The 21,041-nt window shown below is 65.8% G+C and carries 21 protein-coding genes, 4 tRNA genes, 1 pseudogene and 1 riboswitch; of the genes and pseudogenes, 12 read left to right on the top strand and 14 right to left on the bottom strand.

Annotation, left to right across the window (positions count from 1 at the left end; genetic code table 11):
* Nucleotides 1–10 precede the first annotated feature (10 nt).
* The 3 genes from hemG to LK459_RS22565 all read left to right on the top strand — a co-directional run bounded on the left by hemG (nucleotide 11) and on the right by LK459_RS22565 (nucleotide 2,933).
* A complete protein-coding gene (gene hemG / locus LK459_RS22575) occupies nucleotides 11–1,426 on the top strand; it encodes a protoporphyrinogen oxidase (protein ID WP_227920903.1) in 1,416 nt (471 codons plus the stop codon).
* A gap of 76 nt (nucleotides 1,427–1,502) precedes the next feature.
* The gene (gene hemQ, locus LK459_RS22570) at nucleotides 1,503–2,198 is read left to right on the top strand and encodes a hydrogen peroxide-dependent heme synthase (RefSeq protein WP_007240422.1); all 696 of its coding nucleotides are present in this window, start codon (nucleotides 1,503–1,505) and stop codon (nucleotides 2,196–2,198) included.
* Between the two features lie 48 nt (nucleotides 2,199–2,246).
* Complete coding sequence (locus LK459_RS22565) at nucleotides 2,247–2,933, top strand: haloacid dehalogenase type II (protein WP_227920901.1); 687 nt, start codon at nucleotides 2,247–2,249, stop codon at nucleotides 2,931–2,933.
* A gap of 13 nt (nucleotides 2,934–2,946) precedes the next feature.
* Here LK459_RS22565 and msrB read toward each other — a convergent pair whose 3' ends face one another.
* The 4 genes from msrB to LK459_RS22545 form a co-directional block, all read right to left on the bottom strand.
* Nucleotides 2,947–3,402, bottom strand: a complete 456-nt coding sequence (msrB, locus tag LK459_RS22560) for a peptide-methionine (R)-S-oxide reductase MsrB (RefSeq protein WP_007240420.1) — start codon at nucleotides 3,400–3,402, stop codon at nucleotides 2,947–2,949.
* Nucleotides 3,403–3,453: 51 nt separating this feature from the next.
* The gene (locus LK459_RS22555; protein WP_227920899.1) at nucleotides 3,454–4,707 is read right to left on the bottom strand and encodes a glycosyltransferase family 87 protein; all 1,254 of its coding nucleotides are present in this window, start codon (nucleotides 4,705–4,707) and stop codon (nucleotides 3,454–3,456) included.
* A 91-nt stretch (nucleotides 4,708–4,798) separates the two neighbouring features.
* A complete protein-coding gene (locus LK459_RS22550; protein WP_227920898.1) occupies nucleotides 4,799–6,412 on the bottom strand; it encodes an alpha/beta hydrolase in 1,614 nt (537 codons plus the stop codon).
* A gap of 14 nt (nucleotides 6,413–6,426) precedes the next feature.
* Complete coding sequence (locus tag LK459_RS22545) at nucleotides 6,427–7,179, bottom strand: pyrimidine reductase family protein (protein WP_227920896.1); 753 nt, start codon at nucleotides 7,177–7,179, stop codon at nucleotides 6,427–6,429.
* Nucleotides 7,180–7,214: 35 nt separating this feature from the next.
* On the opposite strand from LK459_RS22545, the gene zapE reads away from it, so the two are divergent.
* Together zapE and LK459_RS22535 are read left to right on the top strand one after the other, a co-directional pair.
* Nucleotides 7,215–8,231 (top strand): cell division protein ZapE, encoded by a 1,017-nt coding sequence (gene zapE / locus LK459_RS22540; RefSeq protein ID WP_007240416.1) that lies wholly within the window; start codon nucleotides 7,215–7,217, stop codon nucleotides 8,229–8,231.
* 127 nt (nucleotides 8,232–8,358) lie between these two features.
* Nucleotides 8,359–8,454, top strand: a pseudogene (locus tag LK459_RS22535) (alpha/beta hydrolase); the annotation flags it as partial.
* Nucleotides 8,455–8,509: 55 nt separating this feature from the next.
* On the opposite strand, the gene LK459_RS22530 reads toward LK459_RS22535, so the two are convergent.
* The 3 genes from LK459_RS22530 to LK459_RS22520 form a co-directional block, all read right to left on the bottom strand.
* Nucleotides 8,510–9,052, bottom strand: a complete 543-nt coding sequence (locus tag LK459_RS22530; protein ID WP_227923973.1) for a GNAT family N-acetyltransferase — start codon at nucleotides 9,050–9,052, stop codon at nucleotides 8,510–8,512.
* 249 nt (nucleotides 9,053–9,301) lie between these two features.
* Nucleotides 9,302–9,514, bottom strand: a complete 213-nt coding sequence (locus LK459_RS22525; RefSeq protein WP_007240413.1) for a hypothetical protein — start codon at nucleotides 9,512–9,514, stop codon at nucleotides 9,302–9,304.
* A 23-nt stretch (nucleotides 9,515–9,537) separates the two neighbouring features.
* Nucleotides 9,538–10,311: a 3-oxoacyl-ACP reductase gene (locus LK459_RS22520; protein WP_227920894.1), complete on the bottom strand. Its 774-nt coding sequence runs from the start codon at nucleotides 10,309–10,311 to the stop codon at nucleotides 9,538–9,540.
* Nucleotides 10,305–10,401: riboswitch (TPP riboswitch) on the bottom strand. (Overlaps the previous gene by 7 nt.)
* 71 nt (nucleotides 10,402–10,472) lie before the next feature.
* Here LK459_RS22520 and LK459_RS22515 point away from each other — a divergent pair.
* Nucleotides 10,473–11,339, top strand: coding sequence for a Gfo/Idh/MocA family oxidoreductase (locus tag LK459_RS22515; protein ID WP_227920893.1), 867 nt, complete (start codon nucleotides 10,473–10,475; stop codon nucleotides 11,337–11,339).
* A 107-nt stretch (nucleotides 11,340–11,446) separates the two neighbouring features.
* On the opposite strand, the gene LK459_RS22510 is transcribed toward LK459_RS22515, so the two are convergent.
* From LK459_RS22510 to LK459_RS22500, 3 genes are all read right to left on the bottom strand, one after another.
* Nucleotides 11,447–11,521: transfer RNA gene (locus LK459_RS22510), tRNA-Val, on the bottom strand.
* 19 nt (nucleotides 11,522–11,540) lie between these two features.
* Nucleotides 11,541–11,614 (bottom strand) — tRNA-Cys (locus LK459_RS22505).
* Nucleotides 11,615–11,636: 22 nt separating this feature from the next.
* Nucleotides 11,637–11,709, bottom strand: a tRNA-Gly gene (locus tag LK459_RS22500).
* A 233-nt stretch (nucleotides 11,710–11,942) separates the two neighbouring features.
* Here LK459_RS22500 and LK459_RS22495 point away from each other — a divergent pair.
* A tRNA-Val gene (locus tag LK459_RS22495) sits at nucleotides 11,943–12,014 on the top strand.
* Between the two features lie 11 nt (nucleotides 12,015–12,025).
* Here the strand turns inward: LK459_RS22495 and LK459_RS22490 are convergent.
* The 4 genes from LK459_RS22490 to LK459_RS22475 form a co-directional block, all read right to left on the bottom strand.
* Nucleotides 12,026–12,619, bottom strand: coding sequence for a mycothiol transferase (locus LK459_RS22490; protein ID WP_227920889.1), 594 nt, complete (start codon nucleotides 12,617–12,619; stop codon nucleotides 12,026–12,028).
* Between the two features lie 405 nt (nucleotides 12,620–13,024).
* Nucleotides 13,025–13,588, bottom strand: a complete 564-nt coding sequence (locus tag LK459_RS22485; RefSeq protein ID WP_227920887.1) for an NADPH-dependent FMN reductase — start codon at nucleotides 13,586–13,588, stop codon at nucleotides 13,025–13,027.
* A gap of 55 nt (nucleotides 13,589–13,643) precedes the next feature.
* Complete coding sequence (locus LK459_RS22480; RefSeq protein WP_007236900.1) at nucleotides 13,644–13,898, bottom strand: hypothetical protein; 255 nt, start codon at nucleotides 13,896–13,898, stop codon at nucleotides 13,644–13,646.
* Entirely contained in the window at nucleotides 13,895–14,500 is a 606-nt protein-coding gene (locus tag LK459_RS22475; protein WP_227920886.1) for a recombinase family protein, read from the bottom strand. The genes LK459_RS22480 and LK459_RS22475 overlap by 4 nt, the downstream gene beginning before the upstream one ends.
* 302 nt (nucleotides 14,501–14,802) lie before the next feature.
* Between LK459_RS22475 and LK459_RS22470 the strand changes: the two genes are divergently transcribed.
* From LK459_RS22470 to LK459_RS22450, 5 genes are all read left to right on the top strand, one after another.
* Nucleotides 14,803–16,227: a carboxylesterase/lipase family protein gene (locus LK459_RS22470; protein ID WP_227920884.1), complete on the top strand. Its 1,425-nt coding sequence runs from the start codon at nucleotides 14,803–14,805 to the stop codon at nucleotides 16,225–16,227.
* Nucleotides 16,228–16,321: 94 nt separating this feature from the next.
* Nucleotides 16,322–17,884 (top strand): glycosyltransferase 87 family protein, encoded by a 1,563-nt coding sequence (locus LK459_RS22465; protein WP_227920882.1) that lies wholly within the window; start codon nucleotides 16,322–16,324, stop codon nucleotides 17,882–17,884.
* The gene (locus tag LK459_RS22460; protein WP_039993162.1) at nucleotides 17,823–18,236 is read left to right on the top strand and encodes a TIGR02611 family protein; all 414 of its coding nucleotides are present in this window, start codon (nucleotides 17,823–17,825) and stop codon (nucleotides 18,234–18,236) included. The genes LK459_RS22465 and LK459_RS22460 overlap by 62 nt, the downstream gene beginning before the upstream one ends.
* Before the next feature lie 126 nt (nucleotides 18,237–18,362).
* Nucleotides 18,363–20,420, top strand: coding sequence for a threonine--tRNA ligase (gene thrS, locus LK459_RS22455; protein ID WP_227920880.1), 2,058 nt, complete (start codon nucleotides 18,363–18,365; stop codon nucleotides 20,418–20,420).
* Nucleotides 20,413–21,000 carry an HIT family protein gene (locus LK459_RS22450; protein ID WP_039994127.1) on the top strand — a complete coding sequence of 196 codons (588 nt, stop codon included), beginning with the start codon at nucleotides 20,413–20,415 and terminating at the stop codon, nucleotides 20,998–21,000. Before thrS ends, LK459_RS22450 begins: the two co-directional genes overlap by 8 nt.
* The last annotated feature ends 41 nt before the right edge of the window (nucleotides 21,001–21,041 follow it).

Genomic DNA, 21,041 nt, shown 5'->3' with positions numbered 1-21,041 from the left:
AGGCGAGGACATGACCATCGACGTCGCCGTTGTCGGTGCGGGCATTTCGGGCCTCACCGCGGCATATCGGTTGCGGCAGCGACTCGGTCCCGATTCGCGCATCGACGTCTACGAGGCGGGCGAGCGGATGGGTGGGATCCTCAAGACCGTCGACGCCGTTGGTGCGGGCGTGGATTCGGTGGGCGTCGACGTCGGGGCGGAGGCGTTCATCGTGCGACGCCCGGAGGCGCTGGGTCTGGTGACCGAACTCGGTCTGGCCGACCGGATGGTGTCGCCGACTGGACGCCGTCCCGCGCTCTGGGTTCGCGGCGGCCTGCACGACATGCCGCGCCCGGCGCTGATGGGAATCCCCGCCACCCCCGACGCGGTCGCTGACCTGGTCGATCCGGCCGATCTCGCGCGGATGGCGGCCGAACCCGAGCGCCCGTTCGACTGGGTGCCGGGCACAGACGTCTCGGTGGGAGACCTCGTCGCCGATCGGTTCGGACCGACGGTCGTGTCGCGCAGTGTCGATCCGATGCTCGGTGGTGTGTACTCGAGCCTCGCCGCCGACATCGGGCTGCGCGAGGCGCTTCCCGCGCTGGCGGCACGGCTCGACGCGGGGGCACCGAGCCTGACCGCAGCCGTGCGCGCACTCCTCGACAACCCGACTGCGTCGGGACCGGTGTTCGGCACTCTCGTCGGCGGCTACCGTGTGCTCGTCGATGCACTGTCCGACGCCGCACGCCCCGATGTGCGCTTCTCCACCGCAGTCACCGACATCCGACGCGACGGCGGGCGGTGGGCTCTGTTCACCGGTGATCGACCGGCAGCCGCCGACGCGACCTACGACGGTGTCGTTCTCGCCGCGCCCGCCTGGGCCACGGGACACATGTTGCGGCATGCGGCGTCGACGGTCGCCCCGACGCTGCTTGCCGTCGAGCAGGCGAAGTCGGTGGTCGTGTCCATCACGCTCGCACCGCACACCGCGCTCCCCGACAACTCCGGCGTGCTCGTCGCGACGGGAGAAGATCTGCGCGCCAAGGCATTCACTCTCAGCTCACGCAAATGGGCGCACCTCGGCGAGCCCGGCGCGCCGGTGTCGGTTCGTGCCTCGTTCGGGCGGTACGGGCAACCGATTCCCGACGAGGATCGGCAGCCCGGCATCAACGGGCGGCTGCGCGAGTGGGCGATGGCCGATCTCGACCGCGTGTGCGTGGCCGCGGGCATCGAGCCGGTGGCAGGACACGTCGTCGACTCGGTGGTGCAACGGTGGACGCTCCCGCGGTACGCACCGGGCCATCTCGCCGCGATGGCCGAGGCCGAAGAGGCACTCCCCGCCGGGCTGGTCCTCGCGGGCAACGCGGTGCGGGGCGTCGGAGTGCCCGCGTGCATCGGTCAGGCGGGCCGCTCCGTCGAACGTCTCGTCGCCGAACTCGGAACGTAGAGGCCCCACTGGTCGAGCTCGTCGAGACCGCCACCTGACTGTCGCCGATCAGCACCGCGGTGGCACGATTGACCGTATGAGCCGCCTCGATTACTCCGCACTGAACTCGACGATTCGTTACCTGATGTTCTCGGTCTTCGCTGTGCGCCCCGGTGAGCTCGGCGACGACCGCGACCAGGCGAAGTCCGACGCCACCGACTTCTTCAAGTCGCTGGAGGACGAGGGGGTGGTGGTGCGCGGCGTGTACGACGTGTCCGGACTGCGTGCCGATGCCGACTTCATGATCTGGTGGCACGCCGAGACCATCGAACAGTTGCAGGCCGCTTACAGCCGATTCCGCCGCGAGACCCTGCTCGGTCAGGCATGTGACCCGGTGTGGAGTGCCGCCGCTCTGCACCGTCCCGCCGAATTCAACAAGAGCCACGTCCCCGCGTTCCTGGCGGGCGAGGAGGCTGGCAAGTACATCTGCGTCTACCCCTTCGTGCGGTCGTACGACTGGTACCTGCTGCCCGACGACGAGCGGCGCACGATCCTCGCCGAGCACGGCATGGCCGCGCGCGGCTACAAGGACGTGCGCGCCAACACCGTCGCGTCGTTCGCGCTCGGCGACTACGAGTGGCTGCTCGCCTTCGAGGCGCCCGAACTCCACCGCATCGTCGACCTCATGCGTGACCTGCGTGCCACCGAGGCGCGCCGTCACGTGCGCGAGGAGGTCCCGTTCTTCACGGGGCCACGCACCGAGGTCACCGACCTCGTCGACGCACTGCCCTAGGCCAAAGACCCTCAGCTCAAGAACTCCTCAGGTCAAGAAGGAGGGCACGTGGTCACGGTCCTGGCCGTCGACACCTTCGGTACCGTCACCGATTGGCATTCCGGTGTGAGCGCCGTTCTGGCCGAACAGTTTCCGACTGTCGACAGCGCGCAGCTCGCACGCGACTGGCGAGGCACCTACGCGCCGGCGCTGGGGGAGGTGGAATCAGGTGCCAGACAGTGGACACTGCTCGACGATCTGCACCGCGAATCACTGGACGAATTGCTGCGGGACTCATACGGCATCACGGCGACTCCGAAGCAGTTGAACACCGCCGTCCACGCCTGGCACGTCATCCCGGGGTGGCCCGACTCGGCAGACGGAATTCGCAGACTGACGTCGAAGTTCGTCGTCTCCGCGTTGAGCAACGGCAACGTGGCACTGCTCTCCGAGATGGCCAAGCACAACGGATTCGACTGGGATTTTCTCGGTGGGGCTGACCTGTGGCGGCACTACAAACCGTCGCCGGCGGTATATCTCGGGATCGCGCGCCTCATGCAGGTGGAGCCGTCAGATGTCCTGATGGTCGCCACGCACGCGTCGGACCTCGACGCGGCTCGAGCGTGCGGGCTGCGCACCGCCTACATCGAACGCCCCCGGGAGTGGGGAGCGGTACACAAGGATGAAACCCCGAATCCTCTCGACGACTTCCGCGCCACGGGCTTTGACGACCTGGCCGATCAACTCCGCTGCTGATCGGCCGGGCTGCTCAGTCCTCGTCCGGCTCCAAGGTCAGGCTGATCGAGTTGATGCAGTAGCGCAGATCGGTGGGCGTGTCGTATCCCTCGCCGGCGAACACGTGGCCGAGGTGGCTTCCGCAGTTCGCGCACAGCACCTCGGTGCGTGTCATTCCCAACGAATCATCGGTGCGTTCGATGATCGCGTCACCAGCCAACGGTGAGAAGAACGACGGCCAGCCGCAGTGCGAGTCGAACTTCTGATCGCTGCGGAACAGTTCGGCGCCGCATGCCCGGCAGCGATAGACGCCGGTGGTCTTGGTGTCGGTGTACTCGCCGACGAACGGGGCTTCTGTACCCGCCTGCCGCAGGACGCGGTACTCCTGTGGGGAGAGGCGTTCGCGCCATTGTTCATCGGTGAGGTCGGACAGCTGGTCGGGCGTCTGCGGATCCGACGTCGACGGGTTTCCGGAAAGCTCAGAGGTCATACCCCAACGGTACGAGTGGAGGGGTGGCTCCGCCACCACCGGCAAGCCGAGTCACGGTGTGGCCGCGGCCGACTCCTTCGGCGTTGACGTGGCTGCGGACACCTCGGGCCTGCGCTGCACCACTGAGTGGCCCTGGCCGCGGATGTCGAGGTAGCGGAACAACAGTGAACAGAACACGGCGATCATCAACAACGACCAGCCGTAGGTGACCTTGTTGTACTCGAGCATCCAGCCGAAGGCCGTCCACTTCTGCGAATAGAAGGAGTCGAACGTCATGCATCCGTACACGCCGAGCCAGGCTGGCCAGTTCCGCATCGTCGACCCGGGGATCAGGACGGTCATCAGTAGCGGGAACAGCAGCATCGAGTAGTAGCCCTGGCCGAGAGCCCCCACCAGGAACGTCGTCGTCAGTAGCACCCCGGACGACGTCGTCAGCCACAGCAGTTCGTTGGTGGTCCGGTAGTACCGATACAGGAACCAGAGGGCGAACACTGCCATCAGGACGAACGCGACGCGCAGGACGAGCACGAGCCACGGTGCGACGCCGAAGTAGGCGCCGTTGCCCGCGATCGAGCTGTTGTAGTAGTCGCGGGCCTCACCGAGGTATGGAAGTGTTCTGTGGATGAAGGCGTCCGGATCGGCCGACAACGGCCATGCGATGATCGTCAGGATCAGCGGCACACCGATTCCGGTGACGAGAATGCGCCACTGACGATTGAGCAGCGGAAGTAGTAGCAGCGGCGCAAGGACCGGCTTGACCGCGATGGTCAGGCCGATCGGCACCCCGGCCCAGAGGTCCTGGCGCTTCATCATCAGCAGCATGAATGCCGACATGCCGAGCAGCACAAAGGCATTGAAGTTTGTGAAGATCAGAGTGTGTGCCGTCGACTCCGTCATGAAGAAGAAGAAGAGGATGGTCGGCAACACCCACGACTTGATCGAGTAGCCGAACAGCTTGGTCAGCAGAATCGCCGAAATCACCAGCGCCAGCACGCTGACCCCGATGAAGACCCAGCGTGACGTCTGCGGGTCGATCACGGAGATGGGCGCCATCAACAGCGTCCCCGACGGCGGATACAGATAGTGGGGATCGACGGTGTTGAGGTTCTCGTTGTAGACCGGTTGGTTGTTCATGAACCGCAGCGCCGCCTGATAGACGGGCGTGAAGTCGTCGGTGCGGTCGCCGTTGACGGCGAGGATCACCGACCGGTGGATCGCCGTCATGATCGTGAGCGGCCACAGCACCAGTGGGATGATCCGCTGGACGTTCATCTGTGGGTAGAGAATCCGGTCGAGAGAGGCCACCCGCGAACCGTACTACGAGTGGCCCCCGACACCGAGGCGGCCCCGCCGAGTGATCACCGTGCAATTCGCCCGTCTGCGCAGCGGAGGGCGGTCACGCCGGACAGCCGCGCTCCGACGGTCCGCTCAGCGGCGCCTGCCTGACGTAGTCGGCCACCGCGTCGGCCGCGCAGTCGCTGCGGGCGAGCACCGAGTAGCCGAGGCCGTCCCACGTCACGCTGACCGACTCTGCGCCGGCCTTGGTCAGCACAGTGGTGACGGTCGCGATGCCGTCGCCACCGTTGATCGGGTCGCCGGAGCCGTTGAGCAGCAGCGGTGGAACGGGGTAGGAGTTCGGTGGATTGACCGTGGGCGTCGACGCCCAGCCGAGACACCGACCGAGTGACAGAGCCGTGTTGGTTCCGGTGAGCGGGTTCTGCTTGCTCCACGTCGTGGCGAGTCCGGGTATCTCGTTCTGGCCGATCGGACCGGAGACGTCGTTGCACGCGGCCACGATCTGTCCGTCGGAGGTGCGCAACGAGGTCGCGTCTGCGGCGAACCCGGCGAGTGCGCGGGTATCGCCGTTGTCAGCGGATTCGATGGCTGAGGCCACCGAATCGATGCCGTCCGCGTCGTTGGGGGCCAGGGCCAGGGCGGTGGTGATCGCGGCGAGCGCGTCGGTGTCCGACAGCGCCCCCAATCTGCCGTCGCGACCCTTGTCGAGCACGCTCTGCATGGTTTGGGTTCCGTTCGCGCCGAAAGCACACGACGGCAGCGAGGCGCAGCGCTGTGCAAAGGTCCGCAGTGCCGCTTGGACCCCGGTCGCCTTGCTGGCGCCCGTGTCGCGAGCATTCGCGCCGAACGGCGTCGGAGTGTCGAGGATCATGCGCCCGGTGCGCCCCCCGTACTGGGCGGCATAGGCGATCACCACGTCGGAGCCTTCGCCCACGCCGATCAGCCCGAGCCTGTCGACGCCCCATCGCTTACGCAACGATTCGAGATCGGATGCGGCGTAGGAGATGCCGAAGTGGAGTTGGTTGGGTGTCAGTGTCTCGGTGCAGCCGTCCGAAGCGGTCGACGCCGCTGCCGACAGCCGCGTCAGCCGCGCAGGCGTCTCCGGCGAGCCGCTGGTCAGCCCGTTGTTCTGGATCGTCTGGCGTTCGTCGCGCGTCAGGCAGTCAAGGGCGCCGCTCTGTTGGATTCCGCGCCTGTCGACCGCCACCATTGGGTTGCTTGCGAGCAGTTTCTTGCCCGCGCCGCCCGCGAGAAGCAGGAGGGTGCGCGACGACGGGAGGTCGGAACCCGACGTCAGCACCAGGGGAGGGGCGTCGGCGGGGGTGGATGAGATCCGCGCGCGCGTGAGGGCGACGTCGATGGTGTCTCCCGGACGGTCGGGGTCGATCGGTGAGGGCAGACTCGCGCACTCGATCGTGACCCCACCGGGCGCCGACGTCGCGTAGTCGGCGGCGACGCGAGTGCCGCAGTCCTTCCAGTCGAGGTCGTTGCGCGGTGTCTGCAGCGCCGGGATCTGCGGTGCGGCACTCGACGGTGGCGCCGACTGTCCGCCGCCACCCTCGCCGGCAGGCACCAGCCCGGGCCCGGTGTCGGGTCCGACCGCACACGACGACGTCACGAGACCGATGATGACTGCGCAGATGCCGACGGCAGCGGACGTCCACGGGTGGCGGAATCGTCCGGACCGTCGGTGTCCGCCTCGCGCAGATCGCATGGGGGCGAGCGTAGTCAACGGCTCCACCGGCTGAAGACATAGCCGTCGGTGTCGGTGAGGAGATGCACGGGGCGCAGACGGTGCAGTGCCGCGTCGTCGTTGTCGCTGTGGGCGATACGCGGCGCGTCGCCGGACACCAGGTTCGGGCTGATCGTGAGGCAGAGTTCGTCGACCAGATCGGCGTCGACGAACGAGCCGAGCAGGCTCGGGCCTCCCTCGCACAGGATTCGCGGGGACCCGCTGGCGGCCAGGTAGTTCGTGACGACGTGGGGATCGAGCGAGTCGTCGCCGCAATCGACGAGCGTGGCGCCGGCGTCGACGAGGCGTGCCCGACGCTCGGGGTCGGCTCCGGCGGTGGTGATGACGACTGTGCCGGGATCGCGCAGTGGCGCGAAGTCGGGGTCGATCGTCAGCGACCGCGTTGTCAGGGCCAGGCGGGGTGCGGGTCGCTGACCCGCCGCCGACCTCCGTTCGGTGAAGGCGGTGTCGGGTTCAGGCTGACCGTATCCCTCGGCGGTCGCGGTGCGCGCGCCGACGAGTACGACGTCGCACAGACCGCGGAGAACCCGGAAGATCGCCTTGTCTCCCGCACGCCCGAGGCCGCCCGACTTGTTCTGGAACGCCGACGCGCCGTCGAGCGTCGACACCATGTTGACCCGCAACCACGAGCCATCCAGATCGGATGGATAGGCGTACAGATCAGCCAGACCGTCGAGGTCGTTGTCCGGCGAGAATGTGACCTGGGTCGCTTTCTGCAGGTAGAGCATCCCGTCCTTCCGACAGCTATCGCTAGGCTCCGGTTATGGTGGCCAGTCTTGTCGACCGCAATCCGGTCGTGTCTCCCGACGCTCTCATCGATGAGATGGTGCCGCCGCCGACCTTTGACGAGGTCAGCTTCGACTCCTACATCCCTGACCCGAACGAGCCTACGCAGTCGGAGGCGGTCGCCGCGGCACGTGACTTCGTGACGCGCGCACGCAAGGTCCGCAGCGGCAAACGCGGGCTGTTCTCCCGCAACAAACAGCAGCAGGGCATCGGCCTCTACCTCGACGGCGGGTTCGGCGTCGGCAAGACGCACCTGTTGGCGTCGATCTACCACGCGATGCCCGAGCCGAAGTCGTTCGCGACGTTCGTCGAGGTGACCCATCTCGTTGGCGCGCTCGGATTCATGCAGGCCGTGGAGCGGCTCTCCGATCACTCGGTGTTGTGTATCGACGAATTCGAACTCGACGATCCCGGCGACACCATGCTCATCTCGCGGTTGCTCGCCGAACTCACCGCACAGGGCGTCTCGATCGCGGCGACGTCGAACACGCTCCCCGGACAACTCGGTGAGGGCCGTTTCGCGGCGCAGGACTTCCTGCGCGAGATCCGCAAACTCGCGTCAGTGTTCGAAACCGTCCGTGTCGACGGTCCCGACTACCGGCATCGTGACCTGCCGCCCGCCCCGGATCCGCGCAGCGAGACCGATCTGGTCGCTCTGGCGGAGTCGACGCCGGGCGCGACACTTGACGACTTCGACGCGCTCTGCGAGCACCTGAGCACGCTGCATCCGTCGAAGTACAAGGCGCTGGTCGACGGCGTCTCGCTGGTCTGCATCAGTGGTGTGCACCCCGCGAAGGACCAGTCCGTGGCGCTGCGTCTCGTCGTACTCGCCGACCGACTCTACGACGCCGACATCCCGGTGACTGTCTCCGGCGGGAAGCTCGACGAGATCTTCACCGACGAGATGCTCGCAGGCGGATATCGCAAGAAGTATCTGCGCGCGACGTCGCGTCTCCTCGCTCTGTCGCGATCGTCTGAATCAGCCATCGGCTGACCGTTTTTCGCGGTCGTTGGACCGAATCCACCCGACTCGCATCCCGTTGCTGGCGTCGCCAGTGCGTGGGCTGACGTCGATTGTCGACGCCGCATGGGCGCGGAGGCGCTGGATCGTCGGCGCCAACTTTCGGCGGGGACTGCACTCGTGGGGCTACTGGAACGAGGACTTACACCGTGCGTGGCCGACTCTCGCGAGGGCGCTCGACGTTCCGGTGCGCTGACCGTCGCCGATCACCACAGAGCGATCCCCACCGAGTGATCATCACAGACGAGCGGTCACAGGGGCCGGGTCAGGATGTAGTCGTGTTCGATGCTGCCGTTGAGGTCGAAGGTCTTCACGCCTGCGCGCTGAAATCCCATCTTGGCGTAGAACCGTTGTGCGCGAGTGTTTTCCTGGTTCACCCCGAGCCAGGCCAGTACGCTGCCACGCGCGCGGGCGGCGTCGAGCGCGGCGCCCATCAGCGCTTGCGACGGTGAGGTGCTCCGCCCGCGGGCGTGGTGATCGGGAAGCACGTACATCTTCGAGATCTCCGAGGACTGCCGCTCGTGGATCACAGCAGCCACCTCCGGCGAGGAGGGGGGTCGATGGTGCACCAGCGAGTAGCCGACGATCGTGCCTTCTCCGGTGCGCGCCACGAGGACGTCACTCTGGTCGCTGGCGATGTAGTCGGCGAAGGACTGTGCGTCGAGGCTGGTTCGGATGAACTCGGCGATGTCGCCGGGTGCCGAATGCGGGGGACAGGCGAGCGGAAAGGTCGCTGCCGCAACGGTGGCCACGTCGGGAGCCTCTGAGGGATCGGAGACGAGTTCGACGACCACCTGTCGTGCTCCGCTATCCGCGTCTGACCTGTCGGTGTTCCCGACGGATCCGACCTCGACCGAACGGTTCGACGAGATCGGCGTTACTTCTTGCCGCACGTGCAGTTGTCCCCGCACTGGCACTCGGGACCACAGGTGCAGTCGGGGTTGTCACACGCGGGCGCAGTCATATGAGCATCCATGCATATCAGTGTAGTTCTCGCCCGCTGCGTCGAACCGTCGTTTGCCCGGCACTCCTGCTGTGTGCCGTCATTCGATCTGCAGGCGCCACGATCCCGCGAACACCTCACGGAGTTCGGTGACTTCGTAGGCCATCGCACCGGTGTCGCCGGTGGTCGTCGTGGAGTTGACGATCAACATGCCGTCGGTGATCTCCCACTTGTGGCTGTCGCCGTCGAATCTCGTGCCGTTGCCTGCGGCGTCGAAGACGGTGAAACTTCCCGCGCGGTAGTCGATGTTCATGGTCGCAGTATGCCTGCGATCGGTCAGTCCTTGACGAGACCGCCGTCGACCACCAGGTTCTGGCCGGTCACGGACCTCGACCACGGCGAAAGGAAGAACAGTGTCGCGTCGGCGAATTCCTCGGGAGTCGTGACCGACCGCCGCGGGGTCGACGCCGCGATCGCGTCGAAGATCTCCGGCGGTGTGGCGGAGCTCGCGTCCGTGGTGCGCAGCAGCCCGCCCGAGACCATGTTGACGGTGATGTTGTCGGGCCCGAGGTCGGCGGCCAGGGTGCGTGTCAGCGCCAGGAGTGCGGCCTTGGCCGCGGTGTAGTCGTGGTAGGGGACGACCGGGTTCTGCACGAGATTCGTCCCGATGTTGACGATGCGTCCGATGCCGGCTTCCCGCATGCCGGGGAGAACGGACTGCGTGACGGTGAGCGCGCCGCCGACGATCCCACGGAACTGTGCGTCGAGTTCAGTGGTCGTGAGGGTGTCGGCGGTGGACCGGGCGTCACCGTTGAACGAGTAATCGGGCAGCGCGTTGTTGACGACCGCGGTGATCGGTGCGCCGAAGTACGCGCTCGCCTCGTCGACCATGGTGCGTACGGCTGCGGGATCGGTGACATCTGCGCGCACGGCGAGGGCACGATCCCCGAGTTCGTCGGCGAGTGCCAGCGCCGCGTCGGCGCTGTTCCGGTAATTGATCACCACTCGGGAGCCCTCGGCGGAGGCGGCACGTGCGATGGCGGCACCCAGACCCCGCCCGGCTCCGGTGATGATCACGACATGCTCGGAAAGTGGTAGCGCCACAGGCATTTCCAGACCATCCCTTCGCCAGTGTTAGCTGGAGCAGGTTCGACGGGTGTGATCTCAGCCGACCTCGTGTCGGCACCCCGTGTCAGTCGGTCATCAGATCGCACTCGGGCGGCGAACGCAAGCACGACGCACGCACCGCACAGAACTCGTAGCGTGAAGACGTGCGAGTTCTTTTGTGGGGTGGAACCCACGTCCACGTCAGCGACCATCTCGCTGCTCTCGACGCACATCCTGCCGTAGGGATGGTCGATGTCATCCCCGCGGACCAGACACCTCACTGTCTCGCCTCCGTCGACGCAGTGATCCTGAACGGAAACACCACTGCTCACCTGCGCCAGGCGCGCGAGGTGGCGAGTGCGCACGTCGCATGCTTCGTCGAAAAGCCGTTGGGCCGCACCGAGGACGAGGCTCTGGTCGCTGCGGCAACGCTGCGTGACGTGCCGACGGCGACAGGCTTCTTCTTACACCACGTGCCTGCCGTGGCGCGCTTCCTGGAGCTCCTTGCAGCGCCCCCAGTGAGTGCGTCGTTCACCTTCGGACACGACGGCAGACGTCGTGGCGTGTTCGACGGCGACGCGTCGTGGATGGTCGATCCCCGCAGCGGAGGATCGGGATCGTTTGTCGATCTCGGGATACACCTGACTCACCTCATTGATCTCATCTGGCCGAATACGGAAGTGGAGGTGATCGACACTGAGTTCTATTCAGCCACTGATGGATTGAGTGACAGCGGTGGGCGCGCCTTGCTGCATGTCGGAGCGGCGGAGGTCCATGTCGAGGTGTTCGCAGAAGTCGCATTCGGATTCCATGTGGCGGCGCGTGACGATGTCGGTCGCCTCTATCGGGTCGACGACGGGACTCTGCGGGTGGACGACGACCTCGTCGTCGAGGCGTCCGGCCCGGACGCCAGAACGGCATTGCTCAGTTTCCTTGATCAGCTCGTGGGCCGGCCGAATGGTGTGCGCCCCGCGTCTCTGGATGAGGCCGTCATTGCGCAACGCAGTGTCGAAGCCATCCGGAGGGGGTAGATCCGGTGTTGCGTGGGATCCTCGGGGGCATTTTTGTACCCCTGCATCCCACACAACTGGAACCTGGCGCGAATCAAAAAGATCCCGCTGCGAACAGCGGGATCTCATGGTGCGCGATACTGGGATTGAACCAGTGACCTCTTCCGTGTCAGGGAAGCGCTCTCCCACTGAGCTAATCGCGCGGGTATGAAATTGGTGGTTTGGAGGTGGCGACGGGAATCGAACCCGTGTACACGGCTTTGCAGGCCGTTGCCTCACCACTCGGCCACACCACCAGATGCGAGTCGACTCGCGCCGAGCGGATGACGGGATTCGAACCCGCGACCCTCACCTTGGCAAGGTGATGCGCTACCAGCTGCGCTACATCCGCATGCTTCGCGAGCAGATCTTGTGGACCGTTTGTTGCTCGCGATGCGATCCAGAACATTATCCGACCAACCCCTGGTTACCAAATCGCCTGGTCAGCGGCCTGCAAAAGTGAACACTGCGCGACACGCCACGCTCTGGCACGGGTCGGCGCGCGGTGGCGAGCCGATTTGGGTTCCCGACGCGGGGCCGTGTAGTCTTTCCCCTCGTGCACCGACGTCTCGCGGCGTCGCGCGCGGTCCCGTGGCTCAGTGGAAGAGCGTCCCGTTCACACCGGGGAGGTCGCTGGTTCGATCCCAGCCGGGACCACCGTGAGTCGTTCAGGCCCCGATCGTCCCCGGCGTGGGCTCGTAGGGCGTGAAGAACTGGTTGGCAGGCGCACCCTCGATGGTCATCACGAGCGCTGGAACCGACATCCCGTCGATCTGCTCCCTGATGATGTCCGCGTGCCCCGCGTGGCGGGCGTACTCCTCGATGAGGTGGACGAGGAAGTAGCGCAGTCGAATCGGCTGGGCGTCGAACTGCCCGTACCACGGCGATGGCGGGGCAACGACGTCGCTGTCCGGATCACTGGCCAGGATCGCGGTCCGTAGCTGTACGCGCGCGGCGTCGAAGTCGCGGAGCAGATCGTCGACGGACTCGTCCTGACCGACCACGAATGCGGCGAGGTATCGGGCGATTCCCGCCTCGTCGACGACGGGTGCGTCGACCGTGCCGGCGAGGCGCGCGACTGCCCCGTGCATGCCGTCGAGCACGTGTTTGATCACTCCGCCGACCGAAAGCGCACTCCTGCAGGGGGTTTCGCGTAGCTGTGTCTCGGTCAGCCCGAACGCCGCCGCTCGAATCGCATCGAGTTGCTGGTCGACGTAGTTGGCGATCCCGGTCACTTCGTCGTCGCGCTGTGGTGAATACATCGAGAGGCTCCCATCAAGTTGTTCGAACTTCTGATGAGAGCCTCTCAACGATTGCGGTCAGTTTCGGTCCGCCATCGATGCCGGTTTCCGCTACGGTTTTTCGCGTCTACCTGCTGGATGTCCGCGAGCGGCTCCGGTGAACCGTGCGTGAACTCGAGTGAATGCGCGGCGTCGCGCATCGTGATGGTGGCGGTGGTCGTGTCGGCGGGACGGCTATGCGGGCCTCAGGAAGCAGGCACGGCTTTTCCGCGGGTTGTGCACGCTTCCGCGGGTTGTTGCGCGGGGAAGAACCGAAAACTGGGGGAAGATTCCTTCCCCTAGTTTCAGCCACGCGCGCCGTCGGCCAGTCCGTCGGCGCGTCGACGGACCGCAAGGAGGTTTACTCCGCCCCGACGACGCCTCACATCATCCGCGCAACGGTGCCAGCGCAGCCGACAGCTTCACGATCTCGTCGAGCTGGGCCTTCACCACGGCGCTCTGCTGCTCGCTGGGTTCGAAGACCCCGTCGTCGGTCAGTTGCTTCTGCGGGAAGTTGATCTCGACGTTGCCCTTGGTCATCACCATGCCCAGGGCCGACACGACGATCCGTAGTGCCACCTGGGCACGGGTACCCGGCGAATTGCCACCCCAGTTGACGAACCCCACCGGCTTGCGGTCCCACTCGCTGTGCAGATAGTCCAGGGCGTTCTTGATCGCGGGGGAGTAGCTGTAGTTGTACTCGGGGAAGACGAAGAGAAACCCATCTGCTGCCTCGACGCGCGCGCTCCAGGCCTTGGTGTGATCCTTCACGTAGTTCTTGAGTCGTGGGTGATTCGGCTCGTCCATGAACGGGAGATCGAGCTCGGCCAGATCGACGAAGTCGACCTCGTAGCGATCGTCGGCGTCGGCGGCGGCCTTGACCCATTCGGCGATCGGACCACCGATTCGGCCCTCGCGGACACTACCGAGAATGATCATGAGCTTGGTCATGTGAGTCTCTTCCCTGTTCAGATGTTGTGCGCGGCGTGTGCGCCATCGATCGTAGTCAGCGCCGCGACTGCCGTACGAAGCCGTAGAGCGCAGCTCGGTAGCCGCGTTCGTAGCTCTGCGTGATGTCGGGTACGTCGCCGGATGCGAGTGCCGACGACGCGTGGTGACGAGCCCACGCGGCCGGCATGGTGGCGAGATACGTTGTCGCATCGTCGAATCCGCGTTGGAAAACCTCTTCGTCGAGAGTGTCGTCGACGAGCGGCGGCTGAGGTGGTGTCGTCGGGAACGCGACGATTCGGCCACTGGTCATCTCGTGGGTCTCTTTTCTGCGAGGGTGCGATAGAGGGTGGCGCGACTGACGCCGAGTGCTGTGGCGATGGTGGGGACCGGTTCGCCGTCGGCGCGCATCTGACGTGCGAGTGCGACCTGCTCGTCGGTGAGGGCGCGTGGTCGTCCGAGGTGACCTGCTCGGTGGCGATCACCGGTGGAACGCACGCGAAGTCGGGATTCCGCTGCTTCGTCATTGGCCACGGCGAGCGAGGCGAGCACCCCGACGAGGGTCGAGCCCGCGTCGTCGTAGGTGCTCAGACCTTCGCGGACAGCCTGTATCCCCACGTCGTGGTCTGTGAGCATGCGGACGGTCGCGAGCACCTCGGCGGCAGTCCGCCCCAGGCGATCGATGCTCACGACGACGACGGCGTCGCCGGGTCTGGCGTAGTCGAGCAGTGCGTCGAGGCCGGGGCGTGGTCCGATGACGACTCCGGTGGCGCTCTCGTCCCGGTAGATCCGACGAGGCTCGACGCCCCGTGTGGTGAGGGTGTCCACCTGCGAGGCGAGCGGCGGTGCGCCGACGCTCGCACGCGCATACCCCAGCACCATGCGCGGCGAGGTCGACGGAACTGTCACGACCATGTTGAACAACCTATCTCATAAGTCGACTGCCGATGAGATTTAAGGACGGTGTTTTGAGAGCGCGCGCCATATCGCCGTGCTTCACGAAAGTCGGCGTACATGACTAGAAGACGTCTTTACTCACCATCTCCCACTGCGGCCCAGGCTGTCATTATGAGACAGATGTCAGAACATAGCGAGAGTTATGAGACGGTTTCGTCGGGACTCGCTCGCGGCCCCTCGGACGGGCGGCTCGTCTGAGCGGCGATGGGTCTTGCTGATCGCGGCGTGATCATCCTCATCGCGGCGTACTGTCCGCGTGCATGACGCGATCACATCTCGACGCTCCTGTTGTCACGACCGGCGCGGGACGAGTCTCGGGGCGAACACACGACGGCGTGGCGGCCTTCCTGGGGATTCCCTACGCGGCTGCGCCGGTCGGACCGGTGGCGTTCGACGCGCCGGGTCGCCCGCCCGCCTGGGAGGGTGTGCGCGAGGCGGATGGCTACGGACCCACAGCTCCGCAGGTGGCCTACCCCGCGCCGATTGCGGCCTTGCTCGACAACGTGATCGAACTCGGCGACGACTACCTCAACCTCAACGTATGGACCCCCGACCCGGGCGCGGGCGGGCTGCCGGTGATGGTGTGGATCCACGGTGGCGCGTTCACCCGTGGATCCAACAGGCTGGCCATCTATGCAGGCGATACGTTCGCTCGCGACGGTGTGGTCTGCGTCGGCATCAACTATCGACTGGGCACGGCCGGGTTCGCCTCGGTGCGTGGGGGCGTCGAGAACAGAGGACTGCGCGATCAGATCGCGGCGCTCGAGTGGGTGCAGGCCAACATCGAGAGCTTCGGCGGCGACCCCGGCAACGTGACGGTCTTCGGCGAATCCGCGGGGGCGATGAGCGTTGCGGCACTGATGTCGTCTCCGTTGACGCGGGGGCTGTTCGGACGCGCGATCATGCAGAGCGGCAACGGTTCCGTTGCGGCGACCATCGACGATGCGCGAAGAGTGAGCGCACGCCTGGCCGAGATCCTCGGGGTCGATGCCGACGCGGAAGCGTTCGCGGCGGTGGATGCCGACGCGCTGCTCGCCGCACAATCGCAGCTGGCCCTCGAATGCATGCTTGATCCCGACCCCGCCGTGTGGGGCGAGTCGACGGTGCGGCAGGGGATGGGCATCATGAGCCAGATTCCCGTCGTCGACGGCGAGGTGCTCACGGCCGTACCGCACGAGGCGATCGCATCGGGTGCAGGCGCCGACATTCCGTTGCTCGCCGGATGGAATGCCGACGAGTTCCGGTTCTTCCTGGCTGCCACCGGCGGTGCGGAGGCGGTCACCGAGCAGGCCGCCGCCGCGATCCTCGGCCGGGTCGACGGCGGCCTCGACCACCTGCGCGCCAGGCTCGACGTCGGTGAGCGCGCGGGCGATGTGCTCGCCGCGGCTCTCACCGCTCGCGCGTTCGCCGACCCGACGGAGGCGCTCGCGGCCTCACGCGCTCCGGATTCCACCCACTTGTACGAGTTCGGATACAGCAGTCCCCATGCCGACATCCGGGCAGGCCACGCAGTGGAGATCCCGTTCGTGTTCGATCACGTCGACCAGGCGCACGCGCTGGTGGGCCCCGAACCGGACCAACGCATCGCCGACGAGATGCACCGCGCGTGGGTCGATTTCGCGACCACCGGAGATCCGGGATGGATGCCCGGTCGGAGCAGGCATCACGTGCGACGCTTCGACTGACGCATGAGACGAACCCACCGAAGGGAAAGCCGACATTCGTCCCGTTCGGCGATTCGGTTTCTGACCTGCGACGAGAGTTGGCTACGGTGTCTGCATGTCGGAGAGTGCCACAGTCATGCGACGGCCGTCGCCGCTGGTGCTCGGCCGGAAGCCTGTCGCTGCCGTCGGAGTGCTCGCGATCCTGGCGATCGCGTTCCACATATTCGTGATACCGATCGACGCGCGCTTCTACGGACTGTTCGACAACGTCACCGATCTGTTCGTCTATCGGGCGGGTGGCCAGGTCGTTCTCGACGGTAAGCCGCTCTACGAATTCCCGGTCTCCGGTCGACTGAGCTTCACCTATCCGCCGTTCTCGGCGGTGGTGTTCACAGTCTTTGCGCTGATGAGTGCGATGGTTGCGAAGATCGTCTGGTGGGTCGCGATCTTCGTCGCACTCGTGCTGACCGTGTATCTGGGCATGCGCACGCTCGGCTACCAAGGCGACCGCAGACTCGCGGTGTTCGCCGTGTGCGGCGCGGTGTGCACGACAGTGCTCGAACCGGTGCGCACGACCATCTGGCTCGGTCAGATCAATGTCTTCTTGATGTTCATCATCCTGCTCGACCTCGTCTTCCTCGATCTGCTGCATCCGCGTTCGAGGCTGCGCGGTATCGGCGTCGGGATCGCGGCAGGGCTGAAACTGACTCCGGCGTTCTTCGTCCTGTATCTACTCGTTCTGCGTCGGTGGCGTGCCGCGGCGATGGCGGTCGTGGCCTTCGGAGTCACTGTCGCGGTCGGCTATATCGTCATCGGCGCCGACGCGCATCAGTACTGGACCACGTATGTGACCGGCGAGTCGCGCATCGGACGTGTCGACTCGCCTGCGAACCAGTCGGTGAACGGCTTCATGGCGCAGATGTTGGCCTACTTCGATATTCGACGGTTCTCGCATCCGGCACCCGGCGGTCCGCTGTTCTCTGCGCCTGATTGGCTGTGGGTGCCGGTGGCGCTCGTCGCGGCGATACTCGGTCTCTGGGCGGCAGTGGTGTCCTATCGCCGTGGTCGGAGACTGCTTTCGGTCAGCATCGCGGGAATGACAGCCGCGACGGTCTCCCCGTTCTCGTGGGGACACCACTGGGTGTGGGTGGTGCCGCTGTTGGTCGTCGCGTTCGACTTCGCCTATCGTGGCAGCCTCGACGGGCGCCGACGCTGGTGGCGATGGCTCGCGCCGCTGGCGATCTGCGCACTCTCGTTCTCGTACTGGTGGAACTACTTCGGCAGCGGCCCGCACTATCGAGCCGACCACATCATCGCGATCGGCTTGTTCATGATGCCGCGCTACCCCGACCCGGGTGTGCTCGATCGCCTGTCGGTGGTTCTCTACTCGGGGTGCTATCCACTGATCCTGCTGCTGACGATCATCGTCACGCTCGTGGTCGAGTTTCGGGAGCGCAGAGCCGAGAAACAAGGGCAGGCAGCCGATCCGGCGATCTCCTCTTCGGCGGACGCGGGCGCACCCGAGTCGTCTACGTACCCTGGAACCATCGAATCGTCGTCCGGCGTGGAGTCCCGCTCCGTCCCGGGCACAGCACCTGCGGAGAGTGGAGCACGGCGTGCCGACCTGGCAACGAGTACGGATCTGGAGTCGTCAGCGCAGATTCGTCATCCGGCGTGATGCACGGCTGAACCTCACCTACCGGATCGTCGTCGGCGTCGTGGGTGCGCTCGTACTCGCCGGCGGCATCGTGGCGATCCCGTATCCGGGTCCCGGCTGGCTGATCGTCTTCCTCGGCTTGGGGATTCTGGCGTCGGAGTTCTCCTGGGCGCAACGGCTCCTCCGGTTCGCGCGGAGCAAGTACGACGCCTGGCTCGACTGGATGAAGCAGCGCCACTGGTCGGTGCAGGGCGTCTTCGGGCTCGCCACCTGTGTGGTCGTGCTCGCCTCGCTGTGGGTCCTGGGCGTGTTCGGCACGGTCGGCGGATGGTTCGGAGTCGACGCGGACTGGGCGCAGAGCCCGATTCTCTAGGTGCAGGTCAGGAGGCGGGGACGCGGTGCCCACGGCGTTCTCGTCCGCGGATACGATTCAAGAGGCAACCTACGCTGCAGCCCCACGTCCGAGAGGCTGCAGATCATTCACATGAGGAGCGATGACGTGCCCGACAACGCAATGGTGACCAGCCCAGCCACGATCCGTGTGCCGGCCGGGACCACCGCGGGCACGGCGCTGCGGGAGCATGACCTGCCCAACAAGGGGCCCGAGGCCGTCGTCGTCGTTCGCGATGCCGCGGGTCAGTTGCGCGACCTGTCGTGGGCTCCCGATCTCGACACCGACGTCGAACCGGTCGCGGCGAACACCGAAGCCGGGCGCAGTGTCATCCGACACTCCACCGCGCACGTGCTGGCCCAAGCCGTTCAAGACCTGTTCCCCGACGCCAAGCTCGGCATCGGCCCCCCGATCAAGGACGGCTTCTACTACGACTTCGACGTCGCCGAGCCCTTCACCCCCGAGAACCTGGCCGCACTCGAGAAGAAGATGAAGCAGATCATCAAGTCGGGCCAGAAATTCTCCCGACGCGTGTATGCGTCCAAGGACGAGGCACGGATGCAACTCGCGAAGGAGCCGTACAAGCTCGAGCTCATCGACGACAAGGGCGCGGCCGACGACAGTGAGGTCATGGAGGTCGGGGGCGCCGAACTGACCGCCTACGACAACCTCAATCCGCGTACCGGCGAGGTGATCTGGTGCGATCTCTGTCGCGGACCGCACGTGCCGACCACCAAGTACATCGCGGCGTTCAAACTCACCCGCAGTTCGGCAGCGTATTGGCGAGGTGATCAGGACAACGCCGACCTCCAGCGCATCTACGGCACGGCGTGGGAGTCGTCGGAAGCCCAGGACACCTACCTCGAGATGCTCGCGGAGGCTGAGAAGCGCGACCATCGACGTCTGGGTGCGGAGCTGGACCTGTTCAGCTTTCCCGACGAGATCGGCTCGGGACTGCCCGTGTTCCATCCCAAGGGCGGCATCATCCGCACCGAGATGGAGGACTACTCGCGCAAGCGACACATCGCCGCGGGCTACCAGTTCGTCAACACCCCGCACATCACCAAGAGCAATCTGTTCGAAGTGTCGGGGCACCTCGATTGGTACGCCGACGGTATGTACCCGCCGATGCAACTCGACGCCGAGTTCAACGACGACGGCTCGGTGCGCAAGCCGGCACAGGACTACTACCTGAAGCCGATGAACTGCCCGATGCACAACCTCATCTTCGACTCCCGCGGTCGCTCCTACCGTGAACTCCCGTTGCGTCTGTTCGAGTTCGGCACCGTCTACCGCTACGAGAAGTCGGGCGTCATCCACGGACTGACACGCGCGAGGGGCTTCACCCAGGACGACGCGCACATCTACTGCACCCGTGAGCAGATGCGCGACGAGCTCCGCTCGCTGCTGACCTTCGTGCTCGACCTGCTGCGTGACTACGGTCTCGACGACTTCTACCTCGAGTTGTCGACGAGGGACCCGAAGAAGTCGGTCGGCGACGACGAGAGCTGGGAGATCGCAACCAACACGCTCGCAGAGGTGGCGGGCGAATCCGGGCTCGACCTGGTCCCGGATCCCGGCGGAGCCGCGTTCTACGGTCCCAAGATCTCGGTGCAGGTCAAGGACGCCCTGGGGCGGACCTGGCAGATGTCGACGATCCAGCTCGACTTCAACCTTCCCGAGCGTTTCAACCTCGAGTACACGGGCCCCGATGGCGCCAAGCATCGGCCCGTGATGATCCATCGTGCGCTGTTCGGCTCGATCGAACGGTTCTTCGGCGTGCTCACCGAGCATTACGCGGGCGCGTTCCCAGCATGGCTGTCGCCGGTGCAGGTCGTCGGAATCCCGGTGGCCGAGGCGTTCGTCGATCACCTCCAGGGTGTCGTCGATCAGCTCAAGTCGAAGGCGATCCGCGCCGAGGTCGACTACTCCGATGACCGGATGCAGAAGAAGATCCGCACGCACACGACGGGCAAGGTGCCGTTCATGCTGCTCGCGGGCGAACGTGATGTCGAGGCCGGCGCGGTCAGTTTCCGTTTCCGCGACGGCACGCAGGTCAACGGTGTGCCCGTCGACGACGCGGTGAGGGTGATCGACGACTGGATATCTGCACGCCGCAACGAATCCCCGACCAAGGAGCTGATCGAGGGTGCCGGAGATGCCTGACGCCGACGACCTGTCGTCCGGCGAGATCCGTGATTGCGGTACCGGCGATCCCGATCGTCTGCAGCGACTGTGGAGCCCGCATCGCATGACCTACATCACGGCCGACCCTCCGGTCGCGAAGAAGCCTGCCGACGGTTCCGCGTCGACCGGTCACCCGTTCCTCGACATTCCGACGATGACCGACGAGGACGGGCTGATCGTCGCCCGCGGTGAGCATGTCTACGCGGTGCTCAACCTGTATCCGTACAACCCCGGGCACACGATGATCGTGCCGTATCGGCAGGTCGCAGACCTCGAGGCGCTCGACTCGGGCGAATCGGCCGAGTTGATGGCCTTCACGCAGCGCATGATCCGCACCATCAAGGCGGTGTCGCATCCGAATGCGTTCAACGTGGGTCTGAACCTCGGGTACGCGGCAGGTGGCTCGCTGTCCGAACACATCCATCAGCACATCGTGCCGCGGTGGATCGGCGACGCGAACTTCATCACGGTTGTCGGCGAGACGAAGGTCATGCCACAGTTGCTGCGCGATACCCGCGCGTTGCTGTCGGATGCGTGGAAACAGCTCGACACGCCATGAGTGCACGCCGACGCCCTGCGGGTGTGCGACCGTACGTCATG

It is taken from the genome of Gordonia otitidis (assembly GCF_020735545.1).
In the GTDB taxonomy this organism is placed as follows: domain Bacteria; phylum Actinomycetota; class Actinomycetes; order Mycobacteriales; family Mycobacteriaceae; genus Gordonia; species Gordonia otitidis.
This window is presented reverse-complemented; position numbering and strand designations above follow the sequence as displayed.

Bases quoted from the DNA above. Each gene is read 5' to 3' on its own strand.
- LK459_RS22485 (WP_227920887.1), bottom strand. From the start codon at position 13,588: ATGACCAAGCTCATGATCATTCTCGGTAGTGTCCGCGAGGGCCGAATC.
- LK459_RS22490 (WP_227920889.1), bottom strand. From the start codon at position 12,619: ATGTATTCACCACAGCGCGACGACGAAGTGACCGGGATCGCCAACTAC.
- LK459_RS22520 (WP_227920894.1), bottom strand. From the start codon at position 10,311: ATGCCTGTGGCGCTACCACTTTCCGAGCATGTCGTGATCATCACCGGA.
- LK459_RS22480 (WP_007236900.1), bottom strand. From the start codon at position 13,898: ATGACCAGTGGCCGAATCGTCGCGTTCCCGACGACACCACCTCAGCCG.
- hemQ (WP_007240422.1), top strand. From the start codon at position 1,503: ATGAGCCGCCTCGATTACTCCGCACTGAACTCGACGATTCGTTACCTG.
- LK459_RS22465 (WP_227920882.1), top strand. From the start codon at position 16,322: ATGTCGGAGAGTGCCACAGTCATGCGACGGCCGTCGCCGCTGGTGCTC.
- LK459_RS22550 (WP_227920898.1), bottom strand. From the start codon at position 6,412: ATGCGATCTGCGCGAGGCGGACACCGACGGTCCGGACGATTCCGCCAC.
- LK459_RS22475 (WP_227920886.1), bottom strand. From the start codon at position 14,500: ATGGTCGTGACAGTTCCGTCGACCTCGCCGCGCATGGTGCTGGGGTAT.
- LK459_RS22525 (WP_007240413.1), bottom strand. From the start codon at position 9,514: ATGAACATCGACTACCGCGCGGGAAGTTTCACCGTCTTCGACGCCGCA.
- msrB (WP_007240420.1), bottom strand. From the start codon at position 3,402: ATGACCTCTGAGCTTTCCGGAAACCCGTCGACGTCGGATCCGCAGACG.
- LK459_RS22470 (WP_227920884.1), top strand. From the start codon at position 14,803: ATGACGCGATCACATCTCGACGCTCCTGTTGTCACGACCGGCGCGGGA.
- LK459_RS22450 (WP_039994127.1), top strand. From the start codon at position 20,413: ATGCCTGACGCCGACGACCTGTCGTCCGGCGAGATCCGTGATTGCGGT.
- hemG (WP_227920903.1), top strand. From the start codon at position 11: ATGACCATCGACGTCGCCGTTGTCGGTGCGGGCATTTCGGGCCTCACC.
- LK459_RS22545 (WP_227920896.1), bottom strand. From the start codon at position 7,179: ATGCTCTACCTGCAGAAAGCGACCCAGGTCACATTCTCGCCGGACAAC.
- zapE (WP_007240416.1), top strand. From the start codon at position 7,215: ATGGTGGCCAGTCTTGTCGACCGCAATCCGGTCGTGTCTCCCGACGCT.